23 protein-coding genes are annotated in these 22,995 nt (G+C 63.7%); 11 read left to right on the forward strand and 12 right to left on the reverse strand.

Annotated elements, in window-relative coordinates; translation table 11 throughout:
* Positions 1 to 121 precede the first annotated feature (121 nt).
* Positions 122 to 775 carry a histidinol-phosphatase gene (locus BUC40_RS05175; protein ID WP_073263245.1) on the forward strand — a complete coding sequence of 218 codons (654 nt, stop codon included), beginning with the start codon at positions 122 to 124 and terminating at the stop codon, positions 773 to 775.
* A gap of 65 nt (positions 776 to 840) precedes the next feature.
* Here BUC40_RS05175 and BUC40_RS05180 read toward each other — a convergent pair whose 3' ends face one another.
* Positions 841 to 1,374 (reverse strand): SgcJ/EcaC family oxidoreductase, encoded by a 534-nt coding sequence (locus tag BUC40_RS05180; RefSeq protein ID WP_073263247.1) that lies wholly within the window; start codon positions 1,372 to 1,374, stop codon positions 841 to 843.
* A gap of 159 nt (positions 1,375 to 1,533) precedes the next feature.
* On the opposite strand from BUC40_RS05180, the gene BUC40_RS05185 reads away from it, so the two are divergent.
* Genes BUC40_RS05185 through BUC40_RS05200 form a run of 4 tightly spaced genes read left to right on the forward strand, consistent with a single transcriptional unit; the run spans position 1,534 to position 6,189 of the window.
* A complete protein-coding gene (locus tag BUC40_RS05185; protein ID WP_073263249.1) occupies positions 1,534 to 2,721 on the forward strand; it encodes a sensor histidine kinase in 1,188 nt (395 codons plus the stop codon).
* Positions 2,718 to 3,398, forward strand: a complete 681-nt coding sequence (locus BUC40_RS05190) for a response regulator (RefSeq protein WP_073263251.1) — start codon at positions 2,718 to 2,720, stop codon at positions 3,396 to 3,398. Before BUC40_RS05185 ends, BUC40_RS05190 begins: the two co-directional genes overlap by 4 nt.
* Positions 3,395 to 5,719, forward strand: coding sequence for an ATP-binding protein (locus BUC40_RS05195; protein WP_073263253.1), 2,325 nt, complete (start codon positions 3,395 to 3,397; stop codon positions 5,717 to 5,719). Before BUC40_RS05190 ends, BUC40_RS05195 begins: the two co-directional genes overlap by 4 nt.
* Positions 5,716 to 6,189 carry a response regulator gene (locus BUC40_RS05200; protein WP_073263255.1) on the forward strand — a complete coding sequence of 158 codons (474 nt, stop codon included), beginning with the start codon at positions 5,716 to 5,718 and terminating at the stop codon, positions 6,187 to 6,189. The genes BUC40_RS05195 and BUC40_RS05200 overlap by 4 nt, the downstream gene beginning before the upstream one ends.
* A 7-nt stretch (positions 6,190 to 6,196) precedes the next feature.
* Here BUC40_RS05200 and BUC40_RS05205 read toward each other — a convergent pair whose 3' ends face one another.
* Both BUC40_RS05205 and ilvA read right to left on the reverse strand, forming a co-directional pair.
* Entirely contained in the window at positions 6,197 to 6,637 is a 441-nt protein-coding gene (locus BUC40_RS05205) for a DUF2269 family protein (protein WP_073263257.1), read from the reverse strand.
* A gap of 85 nt (positions 6,638 to 6,722) precedes the next feature.
* Entirely contained in the window at positions 6,723 to 8,237 is a 1,515-nt protein-coding gene (ilvA, locus tag BUC40_RS05210) for a threonine ammonia-lyase, biosynthetic (RefSeq protein WP_073263895.1), read from the reverse strand.
* Positions 8,238 to 8,368: 131 nt separating this feature from the next.
* Here ilvA and rpiA point away from each other — a divergent pair, with 131 nt between their 5' ends.
* The gene (rpiA, locus tag BUC40_RS05215; RefSeq protein ID WP_073263259.1) at positions 8,369 to 9,040 is read left to right on the forward strand and encodes a ribose-5-phosphate isomerase RpiA; all 672 of its coding nucleotides are present in this window, start codon (positions 8,369 to 8,371) and stop codon (positions 9,038 to 9,040) included.
* 36 nt (positions 9,041 to 9,076) lie between these two features.
* Here rpiA and BUC40_RS05220 read toward each other — a convergent pair whose 3' ends face one another.
* The 4 genes from BUC40_RS05220 to BUC40_RS05235 all read right to left on the reverse strand — a co-directional run bounded on the left by BUC40_RS05220 (position 9,077) and on the right by BUC40_RS05235 (position 12,716).
* Entirely contained in the window at positions 9,077 to 9,988 is a 912-nt protein-coding gene (locus tag BUC40_RS05220) for an SdiA-regulated domain-containing protein (protein WP_073263261.1), read from the reverse strand.
* Between the two features lie 99 nt (positions 9,989 to 10,087).
* Positions 10,088 to 10,435, reverse strand: coding sequence for a NirD/YgiW/YdeI family stress tolerance protein (locus BUC40_RS05225; protein WP_073263263.1), 348 nt, complete (start codon positions 10,433 to 10,435; stop codon positions 10,088 to 10,090).
* 191 nt (positions 10,436 to 10,626) lie between these two features.
* A complete protein-coding gene (locus BUC40_RS05230) occupies positions 10,627 to 11,292 on the reverse strand; it encodes a fumarylacetoacetate hydrolase family protein (protein ID WP_073263265.1) in 666 nt (221 codons plus the stop codon).
* A 32-nt stretch (positions 11,293 to 11,324) separates the two neighbouring features.
* Entirely contained in the window at positions 11,325 to 12,716 is a 1,392-nt protein-coding gene (locus BUC40_RS05235; RefSeq protein ID WP_073263267.1) for an FAD-binding oxidoreductase, read from the reverse strand.
* A 183-nt stretch (positions 12,717 to 12,899) separates the two neighbouring features.
* Here BUC40_RS05235 and serA point away from each other — a divergent pair, with 183 nt between their 5' ends.
* A complete protein-coding gene (gene serA / locus BUC40_RS05240; protein WP_073263269.1) occupies positions 12,900 to 14,129 on the forward strand; it encodes a phosphoglycerate dehydrogenase in 1,230 nt (409 codons plus the stop codon).
* A gap of 76 nt (positions 14,130 to 14,205) precedes the next feature.
* On the opposite strand, the gene BUC40_RS05245 is transcribed toward serA, so the two are convergent.
* Complete coding sequence (locus BUC40_RS05245; RefSeq protein ID WP_073263271.1) at positions 14,206 to 14,829, reverse strand: 2OG-Fe(II) oxygenase; 624 nt, start codon at positions 14,827 to 14,829, stop codon at positions 14,206 to 14,208.
* Positions 14,830 to 14,911: 82 nt separating this feature from the next.
* On the opposite strand from BUC40_RS05245, the gene BUC40_RS05250 reads away from it, so the two are divergent.
* Positions 14,912 to 15,643: a DUF2059 domain-containing protein gene (locus BUC40_RS05250; protein ID WP_073263273.1), complete on the forward strand. Its 732-nt coding sequence runs from the start codon at positions 14,912 to 14,914 to the stop codon at positions 15,641 to 15,643.
* Here BUC40_RS05250 and bipL read toward each other — a convergent pair whose 3' ends face one another.
* On the reverse strand, positions 15,644 to 16,576 hold the full coding sequence (bipL, locus tag BUC40_RS05255) for a phospholipase BipL (protein WP_073263897.1): 933 nt from the start codon (positions 16,574 to 16,576) through the stop codon (positions 15,644 to 15,646).
* A gap of 121 nt (positions 16,577 to 16,697) precedes the next feature.
* Here bipL and BUC40_RS05260 point away from each other — a divergent pair, with 121 nt between their 5' ends.
* Positions 16,698 to 17,267, forward strand: a complete 570-nt coding sequence (locus BUC40_RS05260; protein WP_073263275.1) for a DUF6436 domain-containing protein — start codon at positions 16,698 to 16,700, stop codon at positions 17,265 to 17,267.
* Positions 17,268 to 17,403: 136 nt separating this feature from the next.
* A complete protein-coding gene (locus BUC40_RS05265) occupies positions 17,404 to 19,782 on the forward strand; it encodes a penicillin acylase family protein (protein WP_073263277.1) in 2,379 nt (792 codons plus the stop codon).
* Positions 19,783 to 19,860: 78 nt separating this feature from the next.
* Here BUC40_RS05265 and rpmG read toward each other — a convergent pair whose 3' ends face one another.
* Together rpmG and rpmB are read right to left on the reverse strand one after the other, a co-directional pair.
* Positions 19,861 to 20,016 (reverse strand): 50S ribosomal protein L33, encoded by a 156-nt coding sequence (gene rpmG, locus BUC40_RS05270; protein ID WP_013793373.1) that lies wholly within the window; start codon positions 20,014 to 20,016, stop codon positions 19,861 to 19,863.
* 10 nt (positions 20,017 to 20,026) lie between these two features.
* Positions 20,027 to 20,263, reverse strand: a complete 237-nt coding sequence (rpmB, locus tag BUC40_RS05275) for a 50S ribosomal protein L28 (protein WP_042553582.1) — start codon at positions 20,261 to 20,263, stop codon at positions 20,027 to 20,029.
* A 383-nt stretch (positions 20,264 to 20,646) separates the two neighbouring features.
* Between rpmB and BUC40_RS05280 the strand changes: the two genes are divergently transcribed.
* Positions 20,647 to 22,227: an ABC transporter substrate-binding protein gene (locus BUC40_RS05280; RefSeq protein WP_073263279.1), complete on the forward strand. Its 1,581-nt coding sequence runs from the start codon at positions 20,647 to 20,649 to the stop codon at positions 22,225 to 22,227.
* 33 nt (positions 22,228 to 22,260) lie between these two features.
* On the opposite strand, the gene radC is transcribed toward BUC40_RS05280, so the two are convergent.
* A complete protein-coding gene (radC, locus tag BUC40_RS05285) occupies positions 22,261 to 22,935 on the reverse strand; it encodes a RadC family protein (RefSeq protein ID WP_073263281.1) in 675 nt (224 codons plus the stop codon).
* Positions 22,936 to 22,995 lie beyond the last annotated feature (60 nt).

Below are 22,995 nucleotides of genomic sequence, written 5' to 3' on the forward strand. Positions count from 1 at the left end.
GCCCGCGACAGCGGCAACGCGCTCGGGCGGGACTGCACGGCGGCCCGTCGCGCGGTTTTCCCCCGGCCGGCAAAGCCGCTATTCTGGCCGCCTCCATGGCCCTGTATGAAGAGGTGATTCTGTGCGTTTGGCTTTATTCGATCTCGACAACACCCTGCTTGGCGGCGACAGCGACCATGCCTGGGGCGACTGGCTGTGCGCACGCGGGATCCTCGACGGCGCCACCTACAAGGCGCGCAACGATGCCTTCTACCAGGACTATCTGGCCGGGCGCCTGAACATCACCGACTACCTGAACTTCACACTGGATATCTTCGGGCGTACCGAGATGGCCCAACTCGATGCCTGGCACCGTGAATTCATGGCCGAATGCATCGAGCCGATCATTCTGCCCAAAGGCCTGGCGCTGCTCGACAGGCACCGCGCGGCTGGCGACAAGCTGGTGATCATCACCGCCACCAACCGTTTCGTGACGGCGCCGATTGCCGCCCGCCTCGGCGTCGACACCCTGCTGGCCACCGAGTGCGAAATGGTCGACGGCCGCTACACCGGTCGCACCACCGACGTGCCGTGCTTCAAGGAAGGCAAGGTTACCCGCCTGAATCGCTGGATGCAGGAAAACGGCTTCACCCTGGACGGCTCGACCTTCTACAGCGACTCGATGAACGACCTGCCGCTGCTCGAGCAGGTAAGCTATCCGGTGGCCGTTGACCCAGACCCCAAACTGATGGCCGAGGCAGAGGATCGCAACTGGCCGATCATGTCGCTGCGCTGAGATTTATCGCGCAAAAAAGAAGCCGGCGCACAGGGCGCCGGCTTTTTTGCATATGCACCATGTATTTACAGGTGCTTGACCTTGCTGGCCACTGAAGTCGGCACCACTTCGGGCATGGCCGAAGAGTGGTGATTGAGGATCTTCCACTGCCCGTCCACCAGGGTGTAGACGAAGGTGTAGCGCGCCTGCACGTCGGACTTGTTGCCTGCGGCATCGGTCAGGTGGAAGGTGTAGACGCCGCTGTCCAGGGCGGTGGTCGGGCTCAGGCGGCGGATCTCCCGGTAGTTGATCTCGCCGACAGGCTTGAGCGCCAGGAAGTGCTCGAAGTAGTCGCGGATTTCCGCCGAGCTGGCACGCACGCGGTTGGACACCGTCGGCTGCAGCACGGCATCGGCGCTGTACAGGCTCACTACCTTGGCCACGTCACCGCTCTGCAGTGCCTGGTTCCACCGATCGAACAACCCGGCCACTTCACGATCGGCCGCTGCGGCCGGCGCGCTCGCCAGGCTTTCATAGCGATAGGGTTTTTGCTCGGGAGCGGCCAGCAGCGGGGTACTGACGCAGAACAGCAGGGCGGCGGCGATGGCGTGCACTTTCATGATCGTTTCCTGTTTTGGTTGACGACACCACTGTGCCCTGCGCCTTCAGGGTCGCCATCGGCTGGTTGGCGGCATCGGCGTATGCCGATCGGCAGATGGGCGAGCAGCGGGCAGAGTCGATTTAATGGGATGATTGCCACCTGATCCGCGCCGCTTGCGCTGGAGAGCCCCATGCACAACGACGACAGCAGTGCCCTGGCCTTGCGCAGCCAGTACCGACAATGGGAAAGCCGGGCGGCGCGCCTGAGCCTGCTGGTCGACACCGGCCGCCAACTGGGAGCGCTGCCGCCCAGGGAGATGGGCTTGCGCGTGCTGCAACGGGCATGCGCCTTCTGCGCCCTGGACAGCGGCGTGGTGGTTTGTGAGCTGGCCGGCGAGCGCCAGGTGCTGGCCGAGCATGGCGCCCTGTCCAGCGAACAACGGGTAGCGCTGCTGGCGCTGAGCGACAGCGATACGCCCCAGGCCCAGTGCCTGCTCATCGACAAGGGCGGGCTGCAGCTGGTCATTCGCCTGCCGCTGGCCACGGCCCAGGGGCACACCTTTGGCAGCGTGCTGCTGGCCAGCGCGGTGCGGATCAATCCGCCGGACGACGAGGATCTCGAGTCCCTGCAGCTGCTCGCCACCCTGTTCGCCGCCCACCTGGAAACCCAGCGCCTGCATGGCGACCTGCTCGCCCGCGAGCGCACCATGTCGGAGCTGGTGCACCGCCTGCTCAACGCCCAAGAGGACGAGCGCAGGCGCGTGGCCTACGACCTCCATGACGGTCTCGCCCAGACCCTGGCCGGGTTGCACCAGCGCCTGCAGGGGTTTGCCAGCCAGTGCAGTGGGCTCCCCGATGCCCAACTGCAGGAACTGGGCACCATTCTCGAACTGGCCCAACGCTGCGTACGCGAGGGTCGCCAGGCCATCAATGGCCTGCGCCCCCAACTGCTCGATGACTTCGGCCTGCTTCACGCCCTCGACAAGGAGGCCGACCGCCTGCGTGACGCCGGCCACCGTGTGCAGTGGCTGCAGCGCAGTGAGGCACGGCTGCCGGCCCACGTGGAAATCGCCCTATTTCGCATCGCCCAGGAAGGCATCAACAACATTCTCAAGCATGCCGGGCCGTGCCGCGTGCGCATCGGCCTGAGTAGCAGCGACGCAGGCGCGCAACTGCACATCGAGGATGACGGCCGGGGTTTCGAGGCACCGCGCCACAGGCCGGTCACCGGCAATAGCGGCCTGGGCCTGGCCGCCATGGGCGAACGCGCCAGCCTGCTGGGCGGCCACCTGCAGTGCCAAAGCGAGCCAGGGCGCGGCACCCGGCTGCTGGCCCAGGTTCCCCACGCCGAGGAGACCGCACCATGACGACGCCCCTGCGCCTGGTATTGGCCGATGACCATGAGGTGACCCGCGCCGGCTTCGTGGCCATGCTCGGCGGCTGCGACGAGTTCGAGGTGGTCGGTCAGGCGGCCGATGGCGACAGTGCGCTGCAGCTGTGCGAGGGCCTGCAGCCGGATATCGCCATTCTCGACATCCGCATGCCCGGCCTCAACGGCCTTGGCGCCGCACGCCTGCTGCAGCAGCGTATGCCGCACCTGAAGGTGGTGATGTTCACCATGTACGACAGCCCCGAGCACCTGGAGGCCGCCATCGGCGCGGGCGCCGTGGGCTACCTGCTCAAGGACGCCAGCCGTGACGAGGTGATCGCCGCGCTGCGCCGCGTGGCCGCCGGGGAGGAGGCGCTGAACAGCGCCGTTAGCGCGCGCCTGCTCAGGCGCATCACCGACCGCAGCAACGCCGGCGCACCGCCCACCGACACCCTCACCAACCGCGAGCGGCAGGTGTTGGGCCTGGTGGCCGGCGGCTTCAGCAATCGCGAGATCGGCGAAAAGCTGGGCATCAGCGCCGGCACCGTGAAGACCCATGTCGAGCGACTGATCGCCAAGCTCGGCGTGGCCGACCGCACCCAGGCGGCGGTGCGCGGCATCGCCCTGGGTCTGGTCGCCCAACCAACGGCCGACTGGCCCGGCAGCGCGCCATGATGCAGCGCATCGACAACGCCTGGGCGGACCTGCCGCTACGTGGCAAGGCACTGGTCGGCATCTCGCTGCCGCTGGTGATCCTGCTGATCTCCCTGGTACTGATCTACATCACCGAGCGGCAGACCGCCGAGGCCGAAGAGGACGTGCGCCGGGTGCTGCAGGTCCAGGGCGACATCCAGGCCGTGCAAACCCTGCTGGCAGAGGGCGCGGCCAGCGTGCGCGGCTACCTGCTGACGCGCAACGACGACTTTCTGCCCGCCTACCAGCAGACCGAACCGCGCATCGAAGCGGCCCTGGCGCGCCTGGACGCCAATATCCGTGACGCCGAGGTGCGTCAGCGCCTGGAGCGCATCCGCCCGCTGATCAACAATCAGCTCCACGGCCTGGATGTGCTGCGCAACGTCGACCTGCGCCAGGATCAACAGCGGATCGCCGCCGTGCTCGACGAGAGCAAGCGCATGCTCGATACCCTGCGCAACCAGATCGACGCCATGCGTGTGCGCGAAGACGCCCTGCTCGCCGACCGCACCGCCAACGCTGCCGACAACCGCCAGCGCATGCTGCTGGCCACCCTGCTGGCCGCCGGCTGCGGCCTGTTCGGCGCGATCGTCGCGGTGCTGCTGCTCTCCAGCGGTATCGTCAGCCGCGTGCAGCGGGTGCAGCGCAGCGCCCGCCACCTGGCGCTCGGCAACCCGCTGCAGCCGCGGCACCACGAACGCGACGAGATCGGCCGCCTGGGCGCCAGCCTGGAGGAAGCCAGCCAGCTGCTGGCCCAGCGCGAACGTGCCCTGCGCGACAATGAGGAGCGCCTGCGCCTGATCATTGAGGGCGTGCGCGACTACGGCATCTTCGCCCTCGACCCGCAAGGCCACGTCACCACCTGGAACGCCGGGGCCGAGCGGATCAAGGGCTACAGCGAAACCGAGATCATCGGCCGCCACTTCTCGCTGTTCTATCCACCCGAGCAGCGCCCGCACCACCCGCTGTATGCGCTGCAGGTCGCCGCCGAAAAGGGCCGCTACGAGGAAGAGGCCTGGCGCCAGCGCCGCGACGGCTCGCGTTTCTGGGCCAGCGTGGTGATCACCGCCCAGCACGATGCCAGCGGCACGCTGCGCGGCTTTTCCAAGGTCACCCGCGACATCACCGACCGCCGTGCCGCCGATATTGCCCTGCGCGCCGCCCGCGAGGAGGCCGAGAACGCCAGCCAGGCGAAAAGCGAGTTCCTGTCGCGCATGAGCCACGAACTGCGCACCCCTCTCAACTCGATCCTCGGCTTCGCCCAGTTGCTCGACCTGGAATCGCCGAGGCCGCAGGTCACCCATATCCTGCGCGCCGGTCAGCACCTGCTCACGCTGATCAACGAAGTGCTCGACATCGCCCGCATCGAGGCCGGCCGCCTGCCGATGAGCCCGGAAGCCATCGACCTGCACGGCGTGGTGCACGAGGCGCTGACGCTGATTTCACCGCTGGCCGACGAAGCCGGCATCCGCCTGCGCCCATTGCCGCCGAGCACTTCGCCGGCTGGCGTGATGGCCGACCGGCAGCGGCTGATCCAGGTGCTGCTCAACCTGCTGTCCAACGCGGTGAAGTACAACCGCCCCGGCGGCGAGGTGCACCTGGACATCGAGGTGCAGGGCGAGCGCCTGGCCCTGGCGGTCAACGACAGCGGCGCGGGCATCGCACCAGCTGACCTGGAGCGGTTGTTCCGCCCCTTCGAGCGCCTCGGCGCCGACCAGCACAGCGAGGGCACCGGCCTGGGCCTGGCCCTGAGCCGCAACCTGCTGCAGGCCATGGACGGCACATTGGAGGTGATCAGCGTGGTCGGCACCGGCAGCCGTTTCGTAGTGACGCTACCGTCGGCGCAGGTCGAGCCCCAGGCCAGCCACGACGATCCCTGGCGCCCTGCGCCCTTGCCGAAGCCGGCGAGCACGCTGGAGACTGGCAGCTTGAAGCGCGTGCTGTGCATCGAGGACAACCTGTCCAGCCAGGCACTGATCGAAACCCTGTTGCAGCGCCGGCCGGGCGTGCAGTTGCTGTCGAGCATGCAGGGCCAGCTGGGCCTCGACCTGGCGCGCCAGCACCTGCCACGGGTGATCCTGCTGGACATCAACCTGCCGGACATGACCGGCATCGATGTGCTCAAACGCCTGCGCGCCGACCCGCTGACCGCCACCATCGCCGTGCTGATGATCACCGCCGACGCCAGCACCGCGGCCAGGCGTGCCATGCAGCAGGCCGGCGCCACGGCGATCCTCACCAAGCCCATCCACGTGCCGACCTTCCTGGCCTTTCTCGACCAGCACCTGCCGGAGCCCGCATGAGCGACGACTACCGCATCCTGATCATCGACGATCAGCGCCCCAACCTGGATCTTATGGAGCAACTGCTGGCCCGCGAAGGCCTGCACAACGTGCTCAGCAGCACCCAACCGACCCGGGCGCTGGAGCTGTACAACAGCTTCGAGCCGGACCTGGTGATTCTCGACCTGCACATGCCCGATTTCGACGGCTTCGCGCTGATGGAGCAGCTCAACCGGCGCATTCCGCACAACGACTACGTGCCGCTGCTGGTGCTGACCGCCGACGTCACACGCGCTACACGCCTGCGCGCCCTGGCCCTGGGCGCGCGGGATTTCATCAGCAAGCCGCTGGATGCCCTGGAAACCATGCTGCGGGTCTGGAACCTGCTGGAAACCCGCGCGCTGTACAAAGCGCTGCGAGCACGGTTGACCGAGCCGCAACTCGAAGCGCTGCTGCAACCGTTGGTGGCGCAGCGCCAGGGCCGCCGCTGAAGGTGCCCTAGACGGGCTTGGCGCCCATCACCGCCATGATCACCACCAGCAACACGACGATCAGCGCGGCATAGGCCACCACGAAACGCAGTGACTTGGCCGGCACTGCGCCGTCCGCTTGAGCCTGCCAGGCGCCCAGGCGGCCGAGCAGCAACAGGCCGACGATCATCAGCACGGCAAACAGGCTGCTGCCCAGCAGCAGCCACAACTGGCTCAGCGGCCAGCCGGCCAGGTTGACCATCCACCAACCGGTCACCGGCAGGCTCAACGCCAGCACGGCGAACACCGGCAGGCTGATGGTGCGGGTGCGCTGCAATTTGCGTTGCAGCACCGCCTTGTCGCCAGCGCGCCAGGCTTTCCAGAGCATGAAGGCATGGGCCAGCACGCCCAGCAGCAAGAGAATGCCGGGCAGCGCATGGAGGACTCTGATCAGCAGATAATGCTCCATCACGGTGTTTCCTTTGTTTTTTATAAATTCAGGCCCTGCCTGGGTGCACAACTCGCTACCCGGGAAGGTCACTTACGCGAAACCACTAGCCAAGAAACAGCTTGTAGGCCGGGTTATCGGTTTCATCCCAATACGGATAGCCGATGGCATCCAGCGCTGGCGTAAGCAGATGACGCTCGTCTTCCGGCACCTGCAGGGCCGCCATCACGCGGCCATCGGCCGCGCCGTGGTTGCGGTAATGGAACAGAGTGATGTTCCAGCGCCCGCCCAGCTTGTCGAGGAAGTTGAACAGCGCACCTGGCCGCTCGGGGAATTCGAAACGGAACACGCACTCGTTCGGCACCGCAGCTGCATGGCCACCCACGGTGTGGCGGATATGCAGCTTGGCCAGCTCGTTGTCGGTCAGGTCGAGCACCGGGAAGCCATGGCCGCGCAGGTTTTCCACCAGCGCTGCACGGGGGTCGTTCTCCGGATGGGTCTGCACACCAACGAAGATGTGCGCCTCGCCATCCTGGTGATAACGGTAATTGAACTCGGTGATCTGCCGTTTGCCGATCGCTTCGCAGAACGCCTTGAAGCTACCCGGCTTCTCGGGGATGGTCACGGCGATGATCGCTTCACGTTTTTCGCCCAGCTCGGCACGCTCGGCCACATGGCGCAGGCGGTCGAAGTTGACGTTGGCGCCGGAGTCGATGCCCACCAGGGTCTTGCCGGTGACGCCTTCGCGCTCGACGTATTTCTTGATCCCGGCCACGGCCAGCGCGCCAGCGGGCTCGGTGATCGAGCGGGTGTCGTCGTAGATGTCCTTGATTGCCGCGCAGATCTCGTCGGTGCTGACGGTGATCACCTCGTCGATGTGATCCTTGCAGATATCGAAGGTGTGCTGGCCGATCTGCGCCACTGCCACGCCATCGGCAAACAGCCCGACCTGCGGCAGCACCACGCGTTCACCGGCGGCCAGTGCCTGCTGCAGGCAGTTGGAATCATCCGGCTCGACGCCAATGACCTTGGTTTCCGGGTGCAGGTATTTGACGTAGGCGGCGATACCGGCAATCAGGCCGCCGCCACCGACGGGGACGAAGATCGCGTGCAGCGGGCCCTGGTGCTGGCGAAGAATCTCCATCGCCACGGTGCCCTGCCCGGCGATCACGTGGGGATCGTCATAGGGGTGTACGTAGACCAGCCCCTTTTCCTCGACCAGCTTCAGGGAGTAGGCCAGGGCCTCGGGGAAGGCATCGCCATGTAGCACTGCCTTGCCACCGCGCGAACGCACGCCCTGCACCTTGAGTTCCGGCGTGGTGCGCGGCATGACGATGGTCGCCTTCACGCCCATGTGCTTGGCGGCCAGCGCCAGACCCTGGGCATGGTTGCCGGCCGAGGCAGTCACCACGCCACGGGCCAATTCTTCGGGCGAGAGCTGCGCCAACTTGTTGTAGGCGCCACGAATCTTGAACGAGTAAACCGGCTGCAGATCCTCGCGCTTGAGCAGAATCTGATTGCCCAGGCGTTCGGAAAGTTGGCGAGCGGGTTGCAGCGGGGTTTCCACGGCAACGTCATAGACACGGGAAGTCAGGGTCTTCTTGACGTACTGTTCGAGCATGGCGGGCATCGCAGGCGGCTTCATGAGGGACCCCGGAGTCTACCGCAGCCTTCCGCCGAGCGACCATACGATTTCCGGGGTTTTGCCGGCTATAATCGCGGCCTCGTTTCCTTCCTTCTCGTGGAACCCGCATGACCCAGGATCAGCTCAAACAAGCCGTGGCCCAGGCCGCCGTCGACTTCATCCTTCCCAAGCTCGACGCCAAGAGCGTGATTGGGGTCGGCACCGGCTCCACCGCCAACTGCTTCATCGACGCCCTGGCCAAGCACAAGCTGGAGTTCGACGGCGCCGTGGCCAGCTCCGAAGCCACCGCTGCGCGGCTCAAGGGCCATGGTATCCCGGTGTATGAACTCAATACCGTCAGCGACCTGGAGTTCTACGTCGACGGCGCCGACGAGAGCGACGAACGCCTGCACCTGATCAAGGGTGGCGGCGCCGCCCTGACCCGCGAGAAGATCGTCGCCGCCGTGGCGCGCACCTTTATCTGCATCGCCGACGGCAGCAAGCTGGTGCCGGTGCTCGGCGCCTTCCCGCTGCCGGTGGAAGTGATCCCCATGGCGCGCAGCCACGTGGCCCGCGAGCTGGTGAAACTCGGCGGCGACCCGGTGTACCGCGAAGGCGTGTTGACCGACAACGGTAACGTGATCCTCGACGTACACAACATGAGCATCACCGACCCGGTGAAGCTGGAAGCGGACATCAACGCCATCGTCGGCGTAGTCACCAACGGCCTGTTCGCCGCTCGCCCGGCCGACCTGCTGCTGCTCGGCACCGCCGAGGGTGTGAAGTCACTGCAGCGTTAAATGCTCAGGCTGCACACGAAGAGGCCAGGTGAGCGATCACTTGGCCTTCTTTTTGAACACATAGAAAAGGTTTGGCTCGCTGGTCAGGTAGAGCACACCCTGATCATCCATGGTGATGCCCTCAGCCTGCGGTACCGATTTTTTCAGGCCATTTTGGCCAGGCAGTAGAGATAGGCTGCTGATAGGCTTGCCGTCTTGATCCAGCTCCACGACCAGACGCGACTCATCCGACAGGGCCAGCAAATGGCCGGTCAGACTGTCGTAGTGCAGGCTGGAGAGATCGCGAACGAAGATGCCCGCATCACGCTTGCGGTCATCGCGGATTTGCACGGGGTTTGGTGTACCAGGGTCAAGATTGGGGAACCCATGCACCTCGTAGATGCGCATGGGGTCGCGCTCCTTGGCCACGAACAGACGTTGCCCTTTCAGGTCATAGGCCAGCCCCTCGAACCCCTTGTTCTTGGTGCCCATTTCCAGCCCAAGCGACATTTGTTGCCCGTCGGCGGCATCTATAGAAGTCGTGCTGTCATCAATCAACACCTTGACCAAGCGCTGCGCCCGCTCGTCGGCAATTACGAAACGGCCCGGCGCTATGTATTCCACCGCTTCGGGGTCACCGAAGCCGACCAGCTCGATCTGCCGCAATACCTGCCCTTCAAGCGACAGCTCGATCAGCTTGGGGTGTTGGTTGGTCACGGTAAAAAGGGTTTTACGGTGCGGGTCGTAGGTCAATGCCGAGACATCATCCTCCAACCCGTCGATATGCCGAGCCTCGATCACGACCTCATAGTCACTGAGCCACAGCGAATGGGCCGGGGCCTCGGCAGGCGTATTGATGTTGAACCAGAGCCTTTCGAACAGCCGGAATTGCTGGGCAACGACGGCCAACGCGACTACGACCAGCAACAGAAGTACAAGTAACCCTTTGATCGAGAAGAGACGGCGCATGATGGCTCACATATGCAACGACAGAAATGACAACGCCGCCCCTCGTTTTATCGAGAGGCGGCCACTCAATGCAGTGACGGGAAGCTAACAGCGCCTGGCTTATTTCACCAGTTCAACGATGTCGACGTCGATTTCGCGGCTGGTAAGATCCTTGTCGACTTCACCGGTCAGCTTGACGGTGGCTTTCTCGGAAATGGCTTGCGGCGGCCAGTCTTCGTTGTCGATCTCGACATGGATGGTGCCGGTGGCGTCCTTGAACTCATAGAGCTCGTCCTGCAGGCGTTTGACGATCTGACCTTGCAGAACTACCGGAGTGTCGTCACCGGCTTTCAGCGCTTGCTCGACGGTAGTGACCTGAGCGACCTGGCCTGGGCCGGTGTAGCCGGCAGCCATGGCAGCGGAAGAGAACAGCGGAACGAGCAGCAGAGCGATTGCAGGAGCTTTCATGGGGATGACCCTCTATCTGTAGATGACGGGGTCAGGTTAAGTCGCGCAGCTGAAGCCAGGCTTAAAGCCGGCTTAAGCGAAACTTAATTGGAATAAGCGTGAGGTAAGCGGCGTTACAAGGCTAGAGCCATCATTGAGCTGCTGTTGTGGGAGAGGGCAAGGCCCGCTCCCACAACACGGTTATTACCGCGTTACAGCACCTGGCTGGCGAAGCTGGAATGGCCAACCAGCTCAAGTACCAGCTCGTCGCCCTTGTTCAGCGGGCCGACGCCAGCCGGAGTACCGGTAAGGATTACGTCGCCTGGTTGCAGGTTGAAGTGGCCTGCCATTTCCTGAATCACCGGTATGATCGGAAAGATCATTTCGGAGCTGCTACCGTCCTGACGGACTTCGCCGTTGATGCTAAGGCGAATGCCGATATCGCGTAGATCTGCAATAGCGTCACCCGGCACAAAAGGCGCCAGTACGCAGGCGCCGTCGAACGACTTGGCGACTTCCCACGGATGGCCCTTTTCCTTGAGCTTGCTCTGCACATCGCGCAAGGTCAGGTCTAGGGACGGCGCGATACCGGAAATGGCATCGAGCACTTCTTCTTCATTAGGCGTGCGTGACAACGGCTTGCCGATCAGTACGGCGATTTCCGCTTCGTAGTGCACCGAGCCACGGTCACCCGGAATGCTGAAGCCACCTTCGAGGCCGACCACGCAGCTGCCGGGTTTGATGAACAGCAGCGGCTCGGTCGGTACCGGGTTGTTGAGTTCCTTGGCATGCTCGGCGTAGTTGCGGCCGATGCACACCACCTTGCCCAGCGGGAAATGGATACGGGTGCCGTCGATGTACTGGTGCTGGTAGCTCATGGTCGCTCCTTGTTTGTACAGCACGCGAGGGTTCAGGCGAAGATCTTGCCCGGGTTCATGATGCCGTTGGGGTCGAAGACCGTCTTGACCGCTTTCATGTAGGCGATTTCCGCCGGCGAGCGGCTGTATTCCAGGTAATCGCGCTTGGTCATGCCTACACCGTGCTCGGCAGAGATCGAGCCGTTGTATTTCTCGACGGTCTCGAACACCCACTTGTTGACGGTCGCGCACTTGGCGAAGAACTCTTCCTTGCTCAGTGCGTCGGGCTTGAGGATGTTCAGGTGCAGGTTGCCGTCGCCGATGTGGCCGTACCAGAGCACTTCGAAATCCGGGTAGCTGCCGGAAACGATGGTGTCGATATCAGCCAGGAACGCCGGCACCTGGGAAACCGTTACCGAGATGTCGTTCTTGTATGGCGTCCAGTGGCTGATGGTCTCGGAGATGTACTCGCGCAGCTTCCAGAGGTTCTTCAGCTGCTGCTCGCTCTGGCTCATCACACCATCGAGCACCCAGCCCTGCTCGACGCAATGCTCGAAGGTTGCCAAGGCGGTGTTGGCGACGTCTTCATTGACGGCTTCGAATTCCAGCAGCGCGTAGAACGGCGTGCGGCTTTCGAACGGCGCGGGGATGTCGCCACGGCCGAGGATCTTGTCCAGGCACTTGTCAGAGAAAAACTCGAACGCGGTGAGGTCGAGCTTGCCGTGGAAGGCATGCAGCACCGGCATGATCGATTCCAGATCCGGCGTACCGAGCACCATGGCGGTGAGGTTGCGCGGTGCGCGATCCAGGCGCATGGTCGCCTCGACCACGAAGCCCAGGGTGCCTTCGGCGCCGATGAATAGCTGGCGCAGGTCGTAACCAGTAGCGTTTTTGATCAGGTCCTTGTTCAGCTCGAGCAGCTCACCAGTACCGGTGACCACTTTCAGGCCAGCCACCCAGTTGCGGGTCAGGCCGTAGCGGATCACCTTGATGCCACCGGCGTTGGTGCCGATGTTGCCGCCAATCTGGCTGGAGCCGGCAGAGGCGAAATCCACCGGGTAGTAAAGGCCCTTGTCCTCGGCGAACTGCTGCAGCGCGCCGGTGACCACACCCGGCTGGCAAACTACGGTGCGGTTGGACTCGTTGAAGTCGAGGATCTGGTTCATGTAGTCGAACGACACCACCACTTCGCCATTGGCCGCGACCGCAGCCGCCGACAAGCCGGTACGGCCACCCGAGGGCACCAGGGCGATCTTGTGGGCATTGGCCCAACGCACGATGGCCTGCACCTGCTCGACCGTCTTGGGGAACACGATGGCACTGGGAGCCGGCGCGTAGTGTTTGGTCCAGTCCTTGCCGTAGGTCTCCAGGGACGCGGCATCGGTCAGCACCTTGCCGGGCTCGACCAGGGTTTTGAGTTCTTCAATCGGCAGGAGATCGGTCATTTCAACTCTCGAAACATTCATGGTCGCCCTGAGAACCGTTCAGGTCGCAACCGAGCAAGGAAAAGGGAAGCCATGCTAGCATATGCCCCCCGCAAATCGCGCTTCCCAGCGATCTGCCGGCCCATTGGCACACGCGCCGATACTTCTCCTGACACTTAATTTAGTGGGGCAACAGGTACTCCGATGAGCACGACCTCTCTCGACAAGAGCAAGATCAAGTTCCTTCTTCTTGAAGGTGTCCACCAGAATGCAGTGGATACCCTGAAGGCGTCCGGCTACACCAACATCGAGTATCTCAAGACCGCGCTGTCCGGCGAGGAGCTGAAGGCCAAGATCGCCGACGCGCATTTCATCGGCATCCGTTCGCGTACCCAACTGACCGAAGAGATCTTCGACTGTGCCAAGAAACTGGTCGCTGTCGGCTGCTTCTGCATCGGCACCAACCAGGTCGACCTTGACGCCGCCCGCGAGCGCGGCGTTGCGGTGTTCAACGCGCCCTACTCCAATACCCGCTCGGTCGCTGAGCTGGTACTGGCCCAGGCCATCCTGCTGCTGCGCGGCATTCCCGAGAAGAACGCCTCCTGCCACCGTGGCGGCTGGATCAAGTCGGCAGCCAATTCCTTCGAAATCCGCGGCAAGAAGCTCGGCATCGTCGGTTACGGCTCCATCGGCACCCAGCTGTCGGTACTCGCCGAAGCCCTGGGCATGCAGGTGTTCTTCTACGACGTGGTGACCAAGCTGCCGCTGGGCAACGCCCAACAAGTCGGCAAACTGCATGACCTGCTCGGCATGTGCGACATCGTTTCCCTGCACGTGCCTGAGCTGGCGTCCACCCAGTGGATGATCGGCGAGCAGGAAATCCGCGCCATGAAGAAGGGCGGCATCCTGATCAACGCTGCTCGTGGCACTGTGGTCGAGCTCGACCATCTGGCCCAGGCGATCAAGGACGAGCACCTGATCGGCGCCGCCATCGACGTGTTCCCGGTCGAGCCGAAATCCAACGACGACATCTTCGAAAGCCCGCTGCGCGGCCTGGATCGCGTGATCCTGACCCCGCACATCGGCGGCTCCACCGCCGAAGCCCAGGCCAACATCGGCTTGGAAGTGGCCGAGAAACTGGTCAAGTACAGCGACAACGGCACCTCGGTCTCGTCGGTCAACTTCCCAGAAGTTGCCCTGCCAGCTCACCCGGGCAAGCACCGCCTGTTGCACGTGCACGCCAACGTGCCGGGCGTGATGAGCGAGATCAACAAGGTGTTCGCCGACAACGGCATCAACATCTCGGGCCAGTACCTGCAGACCAACGACAAGGTCGGCTACGTGGTGATCGACGTCGATGCCGACTATTCGGATCTGGCGCTGGAGAAACTGCAGCAGGTCAACGGCACCATCCGCAGCCGCGTCCTGTTCTAAGCAGACCGCTGCAACGAAAAAGGGAGGCCTCGGCCTCCCTTTTTAATGCACGCGTTTCAGTGCCCGCAGCGCCGCTTCAAAGCGGGCCATCACCACGCCGGCGAAACCAGCCGGTCAATGACAGGCGATCACGGGCTGCCGGCAGCACCTCGTGCGGGATATCCGCTGACAGGAACACCACCAGCGTGCCTGCCTCTGGCAGCACATCGCGCACTTGCCCGTCCGCCAGATACAGGCGCAACTGGCCACCCTCATCAGCCTGCCAGTCATCGTTCAGATACAGCACAGCCGACACCGCACGGCGGTCGTCATCACGGAAACGATCCAGGTGCTTGAGGTAAAAGCCCCCGGGAGGATAGAACGCGAAATGGCTTTCGTAGTCCGCGAGGCCCAGGTACAGGCTCTGGTTGATCGCCACACGCAGCTCATCGAGCAACTGCAGATAACCGTCACAGGCTGGGGATTGCCCAGCCTCGAGCCACTGAATGTGATCGCTGCGCGTACCTTCGCGCACCGCCACCGCGTTGCCGCGCCCGGTGCCCGCTGGCGCCAGGGTGCCCTGGGCAATGCGCTGGCGGCATTCTTCGGCCAGTTGCCGGGTCAGGGATGCCGGGGCGAATTGGCTTTGCAACGACCATCCGAATTCGGCAAGGTCATCGATGATGCGGCTCAGTAGCGAATCGGAAATGTCTGTCGTCATCGCAAGATTCTACCCTGTGTCGAGTACACCTCGACAAGCTCCGCCTGGCTGCCGAAAATAGCCACCCCAGACAGGAGTCCTTATGCGCGCGTTGTGTTGTTTTTTGCTGTTGCTCCTGAGCCTCCCCGCTTTGGCCGATACCTATGGCGAGCTATATGAAAAAGCCGGCTGGCCGCAGCAACGTGCGCATTTCAGTGACGCGCTGAGCGCCGCCCAGGCGCGTTACAGCAAGAGCCTGCCACCGGCGGTCTATCAGGCGCTGGTCAGCAACAGCAATCAGCGTTTCGCCGCCAAGGCCATGGACGAGCGTGCGGAGCGCAGCCTGCGCGAGAACCTGGCCAATCCGGCACCGGCGCTGCGCTTCTTCGAGTCGCCGCTGGGCCGCAAGATCGTCACCGCCGAACTGCTCGCTACCCGCCCCGATCAGTTGGCTAAATACGCCGATGGTTTGCCGCTCAGCGAGGCTGACGCCACCCGACGCTTGTTGATCCGTCATCTGGCTCAGGCAATTCCCGCCAGCGAGGCCGGCGCGGAGATTAGCCTGGCGCTGGCTGGCGTAGCAGCTGACAGCCTCAGCCAGATGATTCCCGGCCTGCTCGGCGGCGGCACTGCTCAGGGTCTGCTAGACGGCCAGCGCCAGCGCCTGATGGCGCAGATCGACAAGGACCTCGACAACACCTTGCTGCACGTTTATCGCGGCCTGTCCGATCCTGAATTGGAAGAGTTCGTCACCTTCGCGCAATCGAGCGAAGGCGCGGCGTACTACAAGGCGGCCCTGACCGCCATACGTGCCGGCCTGGCGGTCGGCCAGTAATCAGCCCAACTGCTCGCCCAGGTAATCGAAGTAGCGCTGTCGCAGCGGCGCCGCTTCGTTGGCCAGATGATGGCGAGCTTCCGGCAGCCTGAAAATCCGCGGCGCGCTGAACTTGTTTTCCAGCACGCTGAGGTTGTGCCGCCAGTCCACCGTCATGTCCGCCTCGCCCTGCACGATCAGCGGGCTGCGCGTGCTGCCCCGCGCCCTCTCGATACGCGGCACCCACTGACTCAACGCACCCACCCAGATCGTTGGTACCACTTTGGGCTGCAAGGGGTCGCGATTGCGCAGAAAGTCGAGAAACTCCAGATCGCTGGAGTTCTCGCTGAAACGCCGGGGAATTTCCTGCACGAAACGGCGTAACAGCCGGTAGCTGAACTGCGACCAGTTCCAGCGGCGTGGCCGCACCAACGGCGCCAGCAGGATGGTTTCGCCGACCGCCTCCAGCGGTTTGTCGTTGAGCAGGTAGTCGATCAGGATCGCCCCGCCGGTGCTTTGCCCGCACAGGTGCCACGGCTCGGGCAGGCCCAGCGCCCCGGCCTGCTGCAGAGCTGCGCGCAGCACTGCCTGGTATTCAGCGAAATCATTGATGCTGGCCCGTGCGCCGCTGGACAGCCCATGGCCGGGCAAGTCCACGGCGAGCACCGCGAAGCCCATTTCCAGGCCCCACTCGATCACGTGCCGGTACAGGCCGCTGTGGTCGTAATAACCGTGCAGCAGCAACAAGGTGGCGCGTGGTGCAAGCGGCTTCCAGAGTTGCGCAGCGATGCGGTAGTCGTCCACCTCGAACCAGCCGAGCCGGCTCTCTACTGCCTCACGCGGCACGAAACCATAGAACTGCCGATACGCTAGCTCGGCAGTCGACAGCGGCGCAGCGCTGGCCAGCGGTCGCAGGCTGGCGACCAGAGGTTCGGGTTGGAAGATATCGGACATCGGCAGCATCGACTCATTGATTCACGGCAGCGTTCCCGGCGGGGCAACCGGTACAGTAACGATCTTCTGCTGCCAGGCCCGCCATGGCAAGCCATTGAATCGCCTAACGGAAACTGTAGGTATGGCCCGCTCCAGCCGCACCATCCTCCTCGCCTGCCTCATCGCACTACTGTGGATAGTCGCCATGATCGCCGCTTTCTGGTGGTTCGAGGCCCGCTACCTGCGCCCCTTCGATGACCGTACCACGCTGTTCTCCGGCAGCGAGCTGCGCCTGCCAGCCGAGCTCGCCGGGCCTGGCGAGATTCGCCTGGTGCATTTCTGGGACCCCGCCTGCCCCTGTAACGTCGGCAACCAGCAGCATCTGGGCGAGCTGCTGACGCGCTACGCCGAGCGCGGCGTGCAGTTTTATTCGGTGCAGAAACCCGGCAGCGTCGGGAAATTGCCGCAAGCGCTGAGCGCCTTGCAACCACTAGCCGGGCTTGACGGCAGTGAAAACCTCCCAGCCAGCCCGGCCGTGGCGATCTGGGACAAGCACGGCGAGCTGGCCTACTTCGGCGCCTACAGCAGCGGTTTTACCTGCACCTCCGGCAACAGCTTCGTCGAGCCGCTGCTCGATGCGTTGCTCGACGGGCGAAAAGTGCGCGCGGACAACAACCTGGCCAACGGTTGTTTCTGCGATTGGGCGAAATAACGACAGCCTTACCAGGCGCCGTTAATCGCGTAGCGCACCGGGCCATCCGGAGACGCGTCACGTCCTGAGCAAGCTGCCTTGCAGTTCGTGCTGATTGCCCGCAGCATGGCGGCCCACGCGCATCAAGGACGACAGCATGAAACGCATCCTCATCACCCTGGCTGTCGTCCTGCTGACGGCGGCTGGCGGTGGCGCCTGGTACCTGCACAGCAAACAGCCGGCGCGCCAGGGTGAGCTCGCGCTGCAGCACCTCAGTGAGCCAGTTCTGGTGCGTTACGACGAGCGCGGCGTACCGCACATAGAGGCGCAGAACGAGGCCGACATGTACCGTGCGCTAGGCTTCGTGCAGGCCCAGGATCGCCTGTTCCAGATGGAGATGCTGCGCCGCCTGGCCCGTGGCGAGCTGGCCGAGATTCTCGGCGCCAAGCTGCTGCCCACCGACCGCCTGTTCCGCACCCTGCAGATCCGCGAGCGCGCCGACCAGCAGGCCCGCGAGCTGGCCCCCGATAGCCCCCACGGCAAGGCGCTGGCCGCCTACCTCGACGGCATCAACCAGTATCAAGACAGCCGCCCGGCACCGCTGGAGTTTGACCTGCTGGGCATCGAGAAGCGCCCTTTCACCCCTGCCGACACCCTGTCCATCGCCGGCTACCTGGCCTACAGCTTTGCCGCTGCGCTGCGCAGCGAGCCGCTGCTGACCCGCATCCGCAATGAGCTGGGCGCCGACTACCTGACAATCTTCGATATCGACTGGCATCCGGAGGCCGTGATCGACACCGCACTAGGCAACGACGACTGGCGGACGCTCGACAGGCTCGCTGCGCTGAGCCGTGACGCGCTGGTCGACAGCGGCATGCCACAGTTCGAGGGCAGCAACGCCTGGGCGATTTCCGGCGCCCGCACCGCCAACGGCAAACCGCTGCTGGCCGGCGACCCGCACATCCGTTTCTCCGTGCCCTCGGTGTGGTACGAAGCGCACCTCAAGTACCCGGGCTTCGAGCTCTACGGCCATCATCAGCCGGCGACGCCAGTAGCTTTTCTCGGCCACAACCGGGATTTCGCCTGGACCCTGACCATGTTCCAGAACGACGACATGGACCTAATCGCCGAGCGCAGCAACCCGGATAACCCCGAGCAGGTTTGGTACAAGGGCGGCTGGGTCGACCTGCAGCAACGCCAGGAAATCATCAGGGTCAAGGATGGCGAACCGGTGACTCTGCTGCTACGGCGCTCGCCCCACGGCCCGATCATCAACGATGCCCTGGGCGACAACGGCGGCGCCACGCCAATCGCCATGTGGTGGACCTTTCTACAGACCGAGAACCCGCTGCTCGAAGCCTTTTATCGCCTGAACCGTGCCAACACCCTGGAAAAAGGCCGCGCCGCCGCCGAACGCATTCATGCGCCGGGCCTCAATCTGGTGTGGGCCAACGCCGGTGGCGACATCGCCTGGTGGGCCGCGGCGAAGCTGCCGATACGCCCGACCGGGGTAAATCCCGCATTCATCCTCGATGGCAGCAGTGAGGCGGCCGACAAGCTCGGTTTCTACCCCTTCAGCGCCAACCCGCAGGAAGAGAACCCGCCGCGCGGCTATATCGTCTCGGCCAATTTTCAGCCGCTGGCTGCCAGTGGCATCGAGATTCCCGGCTATTACAATCCGCCAGAACGTGGCCAGCGCCTAAACCAGCACCTGGCGGATCCAGAAGTGCGCTGGGATCTGCACAACAGCCAGGCACTGCAGCTGGAAACCGGCACCGCCTACGGACCGCAGTTGCTGGCACCGATTCTCGATGAACTGCGCGCGGCAGCGGCAAACGAGCAGGAGCGAGCGCTGGTCGAATCCCTCGCGGCCTGGAGCGGCGATCATCCGCTGGAGTCAGTGCCGGCAATCCTGTTCAACCAGCTCACCTACGAACTGAGCCGCGCCACTCTAGCGCCGCGCCTTGGCGCCCAGGCCTTCGAGCAGTTGCTGTCGACACGGATGATCGACAGCGCCCTGCCGCGCCTCACCGCCGACCCGCAGTCGCCCTGGTGGACGCGAGCCAATGGCCAGGCACGCAGCCGCGCCGAGGCAGTCGCTGAGGCCTGGCGAGCAACCGTGCTGCACCTGCAGAAAACGCTCGGCGAAGACACCACGAAATGGCAATGGGGCCAGGCACATACCCTCACCCACCAGCATCCGCTGGGCGTGCAATGGCCGCTGGATATGCTGCTCAATGTCGGCCCGCAAGCAGCACCGGGCGGTCATGAAACACCGAACAACCTGTCGCATCGCATTGGCGCAGCACCCTGGCCAGTCGGTTACGGGCCATCGACGCGGCGCCTGGTCGACTTGGCGGACGCCAGCACCAGCTTGGGCATCAATCCGGTCGGCCAGAGCGGTGTACCCTTCGACCGTCACTACAGCGACCAGGCACGGCGCTTCATCGATGGTGAGTACGTGCCGCAGCACCTGAGCGCTGAAGACGTCAGCGCTAACACACGCAGCACCCTGACCCTGCAACCCGCGCCCTGAAAAAACTCAGGGCGCCAGCCAAACCCCAGGCATGAAAAAGCCCGCCATAGGGCGGGCTTTTTCCAGTCAGCCGATCAATTACTTGATCTTGGCTTCCTTGTACGCAACGTGCTTACGGACGACCGGATCGTATTTCTTGATCTCGATCTTGTCCGGGGTAGTGCGCTTGTTCTTGTCGGTGGTGTAGAAGTGGCCGGTACCGGCACTGGACACCAAACGGATCAATTCACGCATGACAGTCTCCTTAAACCTTTTCGCCGCGAGCACGAAGCTCGGCCAGAACTACGTCAATACCACGCTTGTCGATGATGCGCATACCTTTAGCGGTAAGACGCAGACGTACGAAGCGGTTTTCAGACTCGACCCAGAAGCGGTGATGCTGCAGGTTCGGCAGGAAACGACGACGGGTTTTGTTGTTTGCGTGGGAAATGTTATTCCCGGTTACCGGACCCTTACCGGTAACTTGACAGACTCTCGACATACCTCAGCCCTCTAAAACCTCATGCCCAACCCGGCATGGGTTGGCCGCTTAATCTCTGTTTTTCGGCGCTGGGCGCCGCGTTTCTTCAGGGTCTTACCGGTGATAGATCGCAATCAAGCAGCCGGGCCCCTAGAAAAGAGCGCTGCTTTATACCAGAAAGCCCCCATAGCAACAAGCGCGAGTATCGTTTAAATCTGCGCCTATTCGGTGCTCAGGCGCCAGCCATGGGCCGCACCGGGCAGTGACCGCTCGTCACCAGGATACGTTGTTCACCCGCAATTTATCGCTTAGTGTCTGTTCACGCGTCAACGCGACCCACCATCAGTCTGCGTTTTCCATCTGACGGCCCGCCGGATGCGCGCCACACCGCTCAGGAGTTTCTCATGCGTCTCGCCCTTTTGCCGCTGCTCATCGCCCCGGTGTTCGCCCAGGCCGCCATCCTCAGCGTTTGCACCGAAGCCAGCCCGGACGGGTTCGATGTGGTGCAGTACAACTCGCTGACCACCACCAATGCCTCGGCCGACGTGCTGATGAACCGCCTGGTCGAGTTCGACGCCGCCAGCGGCAAACTGCTGCCCAGCCTGGCCAGCAGCTGGAAGATTTCCGATGACGGCCTGACCTACACCTTCACCCTGCGCCCGGACGTGTTGTTCCACCGCACCGACTACTTCAAACCCACTCGCCGGACGCTGGAAGCCGACGACGTGCTGTTCAGCTTCCAACGCATGCTCGACCCCAACCACCCATGGCACAAAACCGCCACCAGCGGTTATCCACACGCCCAGTCCATGCAATGGCCTGCGCTGATCAAGGCGGTGGAGAAAGTCGACGCCCATACCGTACGCATCACCCTCAACAAGCCGGATGCGACCTTTCTCGCCACGCTGAGCATGGGCTTCGCCTCCATCTATTCCGCCGAATACGCCGACCAGCTGCTCAGGGCCAGCACACCGGAGAAGCTCAATAGCCAGCCGATCGGCACCGGCCCGTTCATCTTCAAACGCTTCCAGAAAGATGCCGCCGTACGCTACACGGCCAACGCCGACTACTTCGCCGGCAAGCCGAAGGTCGACAATCTGGTGTACGCCATCACCCCGGATGCCAACGTGCGCCTGCAGCGCCTGCGCCGTGGCGAATGCCAAATTGCCCTGTCGCCCAAGCCCATGGATGTCGAGGCCGCCGCCAAGGATGCCGACCTGGCCAGCGTGAAGACCGCTGCCTTTATGACCGCCTTCGTCGCCATCAACAGCCAGCATGCACCGCTGGACAAGCCAGCCGTGCGCCAGGCGATCAACCTGGCATTCGACAAGGCCAGCTACCTCAAGGCCGTGTTCGAGGGCAGCGCCGAGCCGGCCAGTGGTCCGTACCCGCCAAACACCTGGAGCTACGCCAGCGAGCTGCCGGGCTACGCCCACGACCCGCAGAAGGCCCGCGAACTGCTGGCGGAAGCTGGGCTGGCTGACGGCTTCAGCACCACGATCTGGACGCGCCCCTCAGGCAGCCTGCTCAACCCCAACCCGAGCCTCGGTGCACAACTACTGCAGGCCGACTTGGCCAAGGTCGGCATCAAGGCAGAGATCCGCGTGATCGAGTGGGGCGAGCTGATTCGCCGCGCCAAAGCGGGCGAGCATGATCTGCTGTTCATGGGCTGGGCCGGTGACAACGGCGATCCGGACAACTTCCTGACCCCGCAGTTTTCCTGTGCCTCGGTGGAGTCCGGTCTGAACTTCGCGCGCTTCTGCGATGCCAAACTCGACAAGCTAATCGCCGACGGCAAAACGCTCAGCGACCAGAGCAAACGCACTGCACTTTATAAGGATGCCCAGGCGATCATTCAGCAGCAGGCGTTGTGGCTGCCGCTCGCCCATCCGACTGCCTACGCACTGACCCGCAAGGGCGTCGAGGGCTACAGCGTGAGCCCGTTCGGCCGCCAGGACTTTTCCAAGGTCAGCGTAAAGCCCTGAACTGATAACGCGGCGGTGTACCTCATCACCACATTACATCCAGCCATGCTCGGCCATCGACAGTGGCTCACCGTCACCGACGATGAAATGGTCGAGGACACGCACCTCGACCAGCGCCAGCGCCTCCTTCAGGCGCTGGGTCAGCACCTTGTCGGCCTGACTTGGCTCGGCGACGCCAGAGGGATGATTGTGGGTAAGAATCAGCGCCGCGGCGTTATGCGCCAACGCGCGCTTGACCACCTGACGGGGATAGACGCTAGCACTGTCGATGGAGCCCTGAAACAGCGCTTCGAACGCCAGCACGCGATGCTTGGCATCGAGAAACAGGCAGCCGAACACTTCATGGGGCTCATGGCGTAGCAGCGCCTTGAGGTAGTCACGCACCGCCTGCGGGCTTTCCAGCGCCGAATCGCGACGCAACTGTTCGGCAAGGTGCCGGCGGGCCATTTCCAGCACCGCCTGCAACTGCGCGAACTTGGCGGGGCCAAGGCCAAGACGCTGGCTGAACGACGGCAGATCCGCTTGTAGCAACTCTCGCAAGCTGCCGAAGTCGGCGAGCAGGTGCCGCGCCAGGTCCACCGCACTCTGCCCCACCACGCCGGTTCTTAGAAAGATCGCCAGCAGCTCGGCGTCGGTCAGGCTGGCCGCGCCCTGGGCCAGTAATTTTTCCCGCGGGCGCTCTGCCGCGGGCCACTCACGAATACTCATAGAGACACTCCTTGTCCGTTCGCCTCAGCGTTCACTTTCACCGCTAACCGCACAGCCCGG

This window comes from Phytopseudomonas punonensis, from assembly GCF_900142655.1.
Lineage (GTDB): Bacteria > Pseudomonadota > Gammaproteobacteria > Pseudomonadales > Pseudomonadaceae > Aquipseudomonas > Aquipseudomonas punonensis.

Coding starts and splice junctions, on each gene's coding strand:
- BUC40_RS05180 (WP_073263247.1), bottom strand. CDS start 1,374: ATGAAAGTGCACGCCATCGCCGCCGCCCTGCTGTTCTGCGTCAGTACC.
- BUC40_RS05190 (WP_073263251.1), top strand. CDS start 2,718: ATGACGACGCCCCTGCGCCTGGTATTGGCCGATGACCATGAGGTGACC.
- BUC40_RS05195 (WP_073263253.1), top strand. CDS start 3,395: ATGATGCAGCGCATCGACAACGCCTGGGCGGACCTGCCGCTACGTGGC.
- BUC40_RS05200 (WP_073263255.1), top strand. CDS start 5,716: ATGAGCGACGACTACCGCATCCTGATCATCGACGATCAGCGCCCCAAC.
- BUC40_RS05205 (WP_073263257.1), bottom strand. CDS start 6,637: ATGGAGCATTATCTGCTGATCAGAGTCCTCCATGCGCTGCCCGGCATT.
- ilvA (WP_073263895.1), bottom strand. CDS start 8,237: ATGCTCGAACAGTACGTCAAGAAGACCCTGACTTCCCGTGTCTATGAC.
- rpiA (WP_073263259.1), top strand. CDS start 8,369: ATGACCCAGGATCAGCTCAAACAAGCCGTGGCCCAGGCCGCCGTCGAC.
- BUC40_RS05220 (WP_073263261.1), bottom strand. CDS start 9,988: ATGCGCCGTCTCTTCTCGATCAAAGGGTTACTTGTACTTCTGTTGCTG.
- BUC40_RS05225 (WP_073263263.1), bottom strand. CDS start 10,435: ATGAAAGCTCCTGCAATCGCTCTGCTGCTCGTTCCGCTGTTCTCTTCC.
- BUC40_RS05230 (WP_073263265.1), bottom strand. CDS start 11,292: ATGAGCTACCAGCACCAGTACATCGACGGCACCCGTATCCATTTCCCG.
- BUC40_RS05235 (WP_073263267.1), bottom strand. CDS start 12,716: ATGACCGATCTCCTGCCGATTGAAGAACTCAAAACCCTGGTCGAGCCC.
- serA (WP_073263269.1), top strand. CDS start 12,900: ATGAGCACGACCTCTCTCGACAAGAGCAAGATCAAGTTCCTTCTTCTT.
- BUC40_RS05245 (WP_073263271.1), bottom strand. CDS start 14,829: ATGACGACAGACATTTCCGATTCGCTACTGAGCCGCATCATCGATGAC.
- BUC40_RS05250 (WP_073263273.1), top strand. CDS start 14,912: ATGCGCGCGTTGTGTTGTTTTTTGCTGTTGCTCCTGAGCCTCCCCGCT.
- bipL (WP_073263897.1), bottom strand. CDS start 16,576: ATGTCCGATATCTTCCAACCCGAACCTCTGGTCGCCAGCCTGCGACCG.
- BUC40_RS05260 (WP_073263275.1), top strand. CDS start 16,698: ATGGCCCGCTCCAGCCGCACCATCCTCCTCGCCTGCCTCATCGCACTA.
- BUC40_RS05265 (WP_073263277.1), top strand. CDS start 17,404: ATGAAACGCATCCTCATCACCCTGGCTGTCGTCCTGCTGACGGCGGCT.
- rpmG (WP_013793373.1), bottom strand. CDS start 20,016: ATGCGTGAATTGATCCGTTTGGTGTCCAGTGCCGGTACCGGCCACTTC.
- rpmB (WP_042553582.1), bottom strand. CDS start 20,263: ATGTCGAGAGTCTGTCAAGTTACCGGTAAGGGTCCGGTAACCGGGAAT.
- BUC40_RS05280 (WP_073263279.1), top strand. CDS start 20,647: ATGCGTCTCGCCCTTTTGCCGCTGCTCATCGCCCCGGTGTTCGCCCAG.
- radC (WP_073263281.1), bottom strand. CDS start 22,935: ATGAGTATTCGTGAGTGGCCCGCGGCAGAGCGCCCGCGGGAAAAATTA.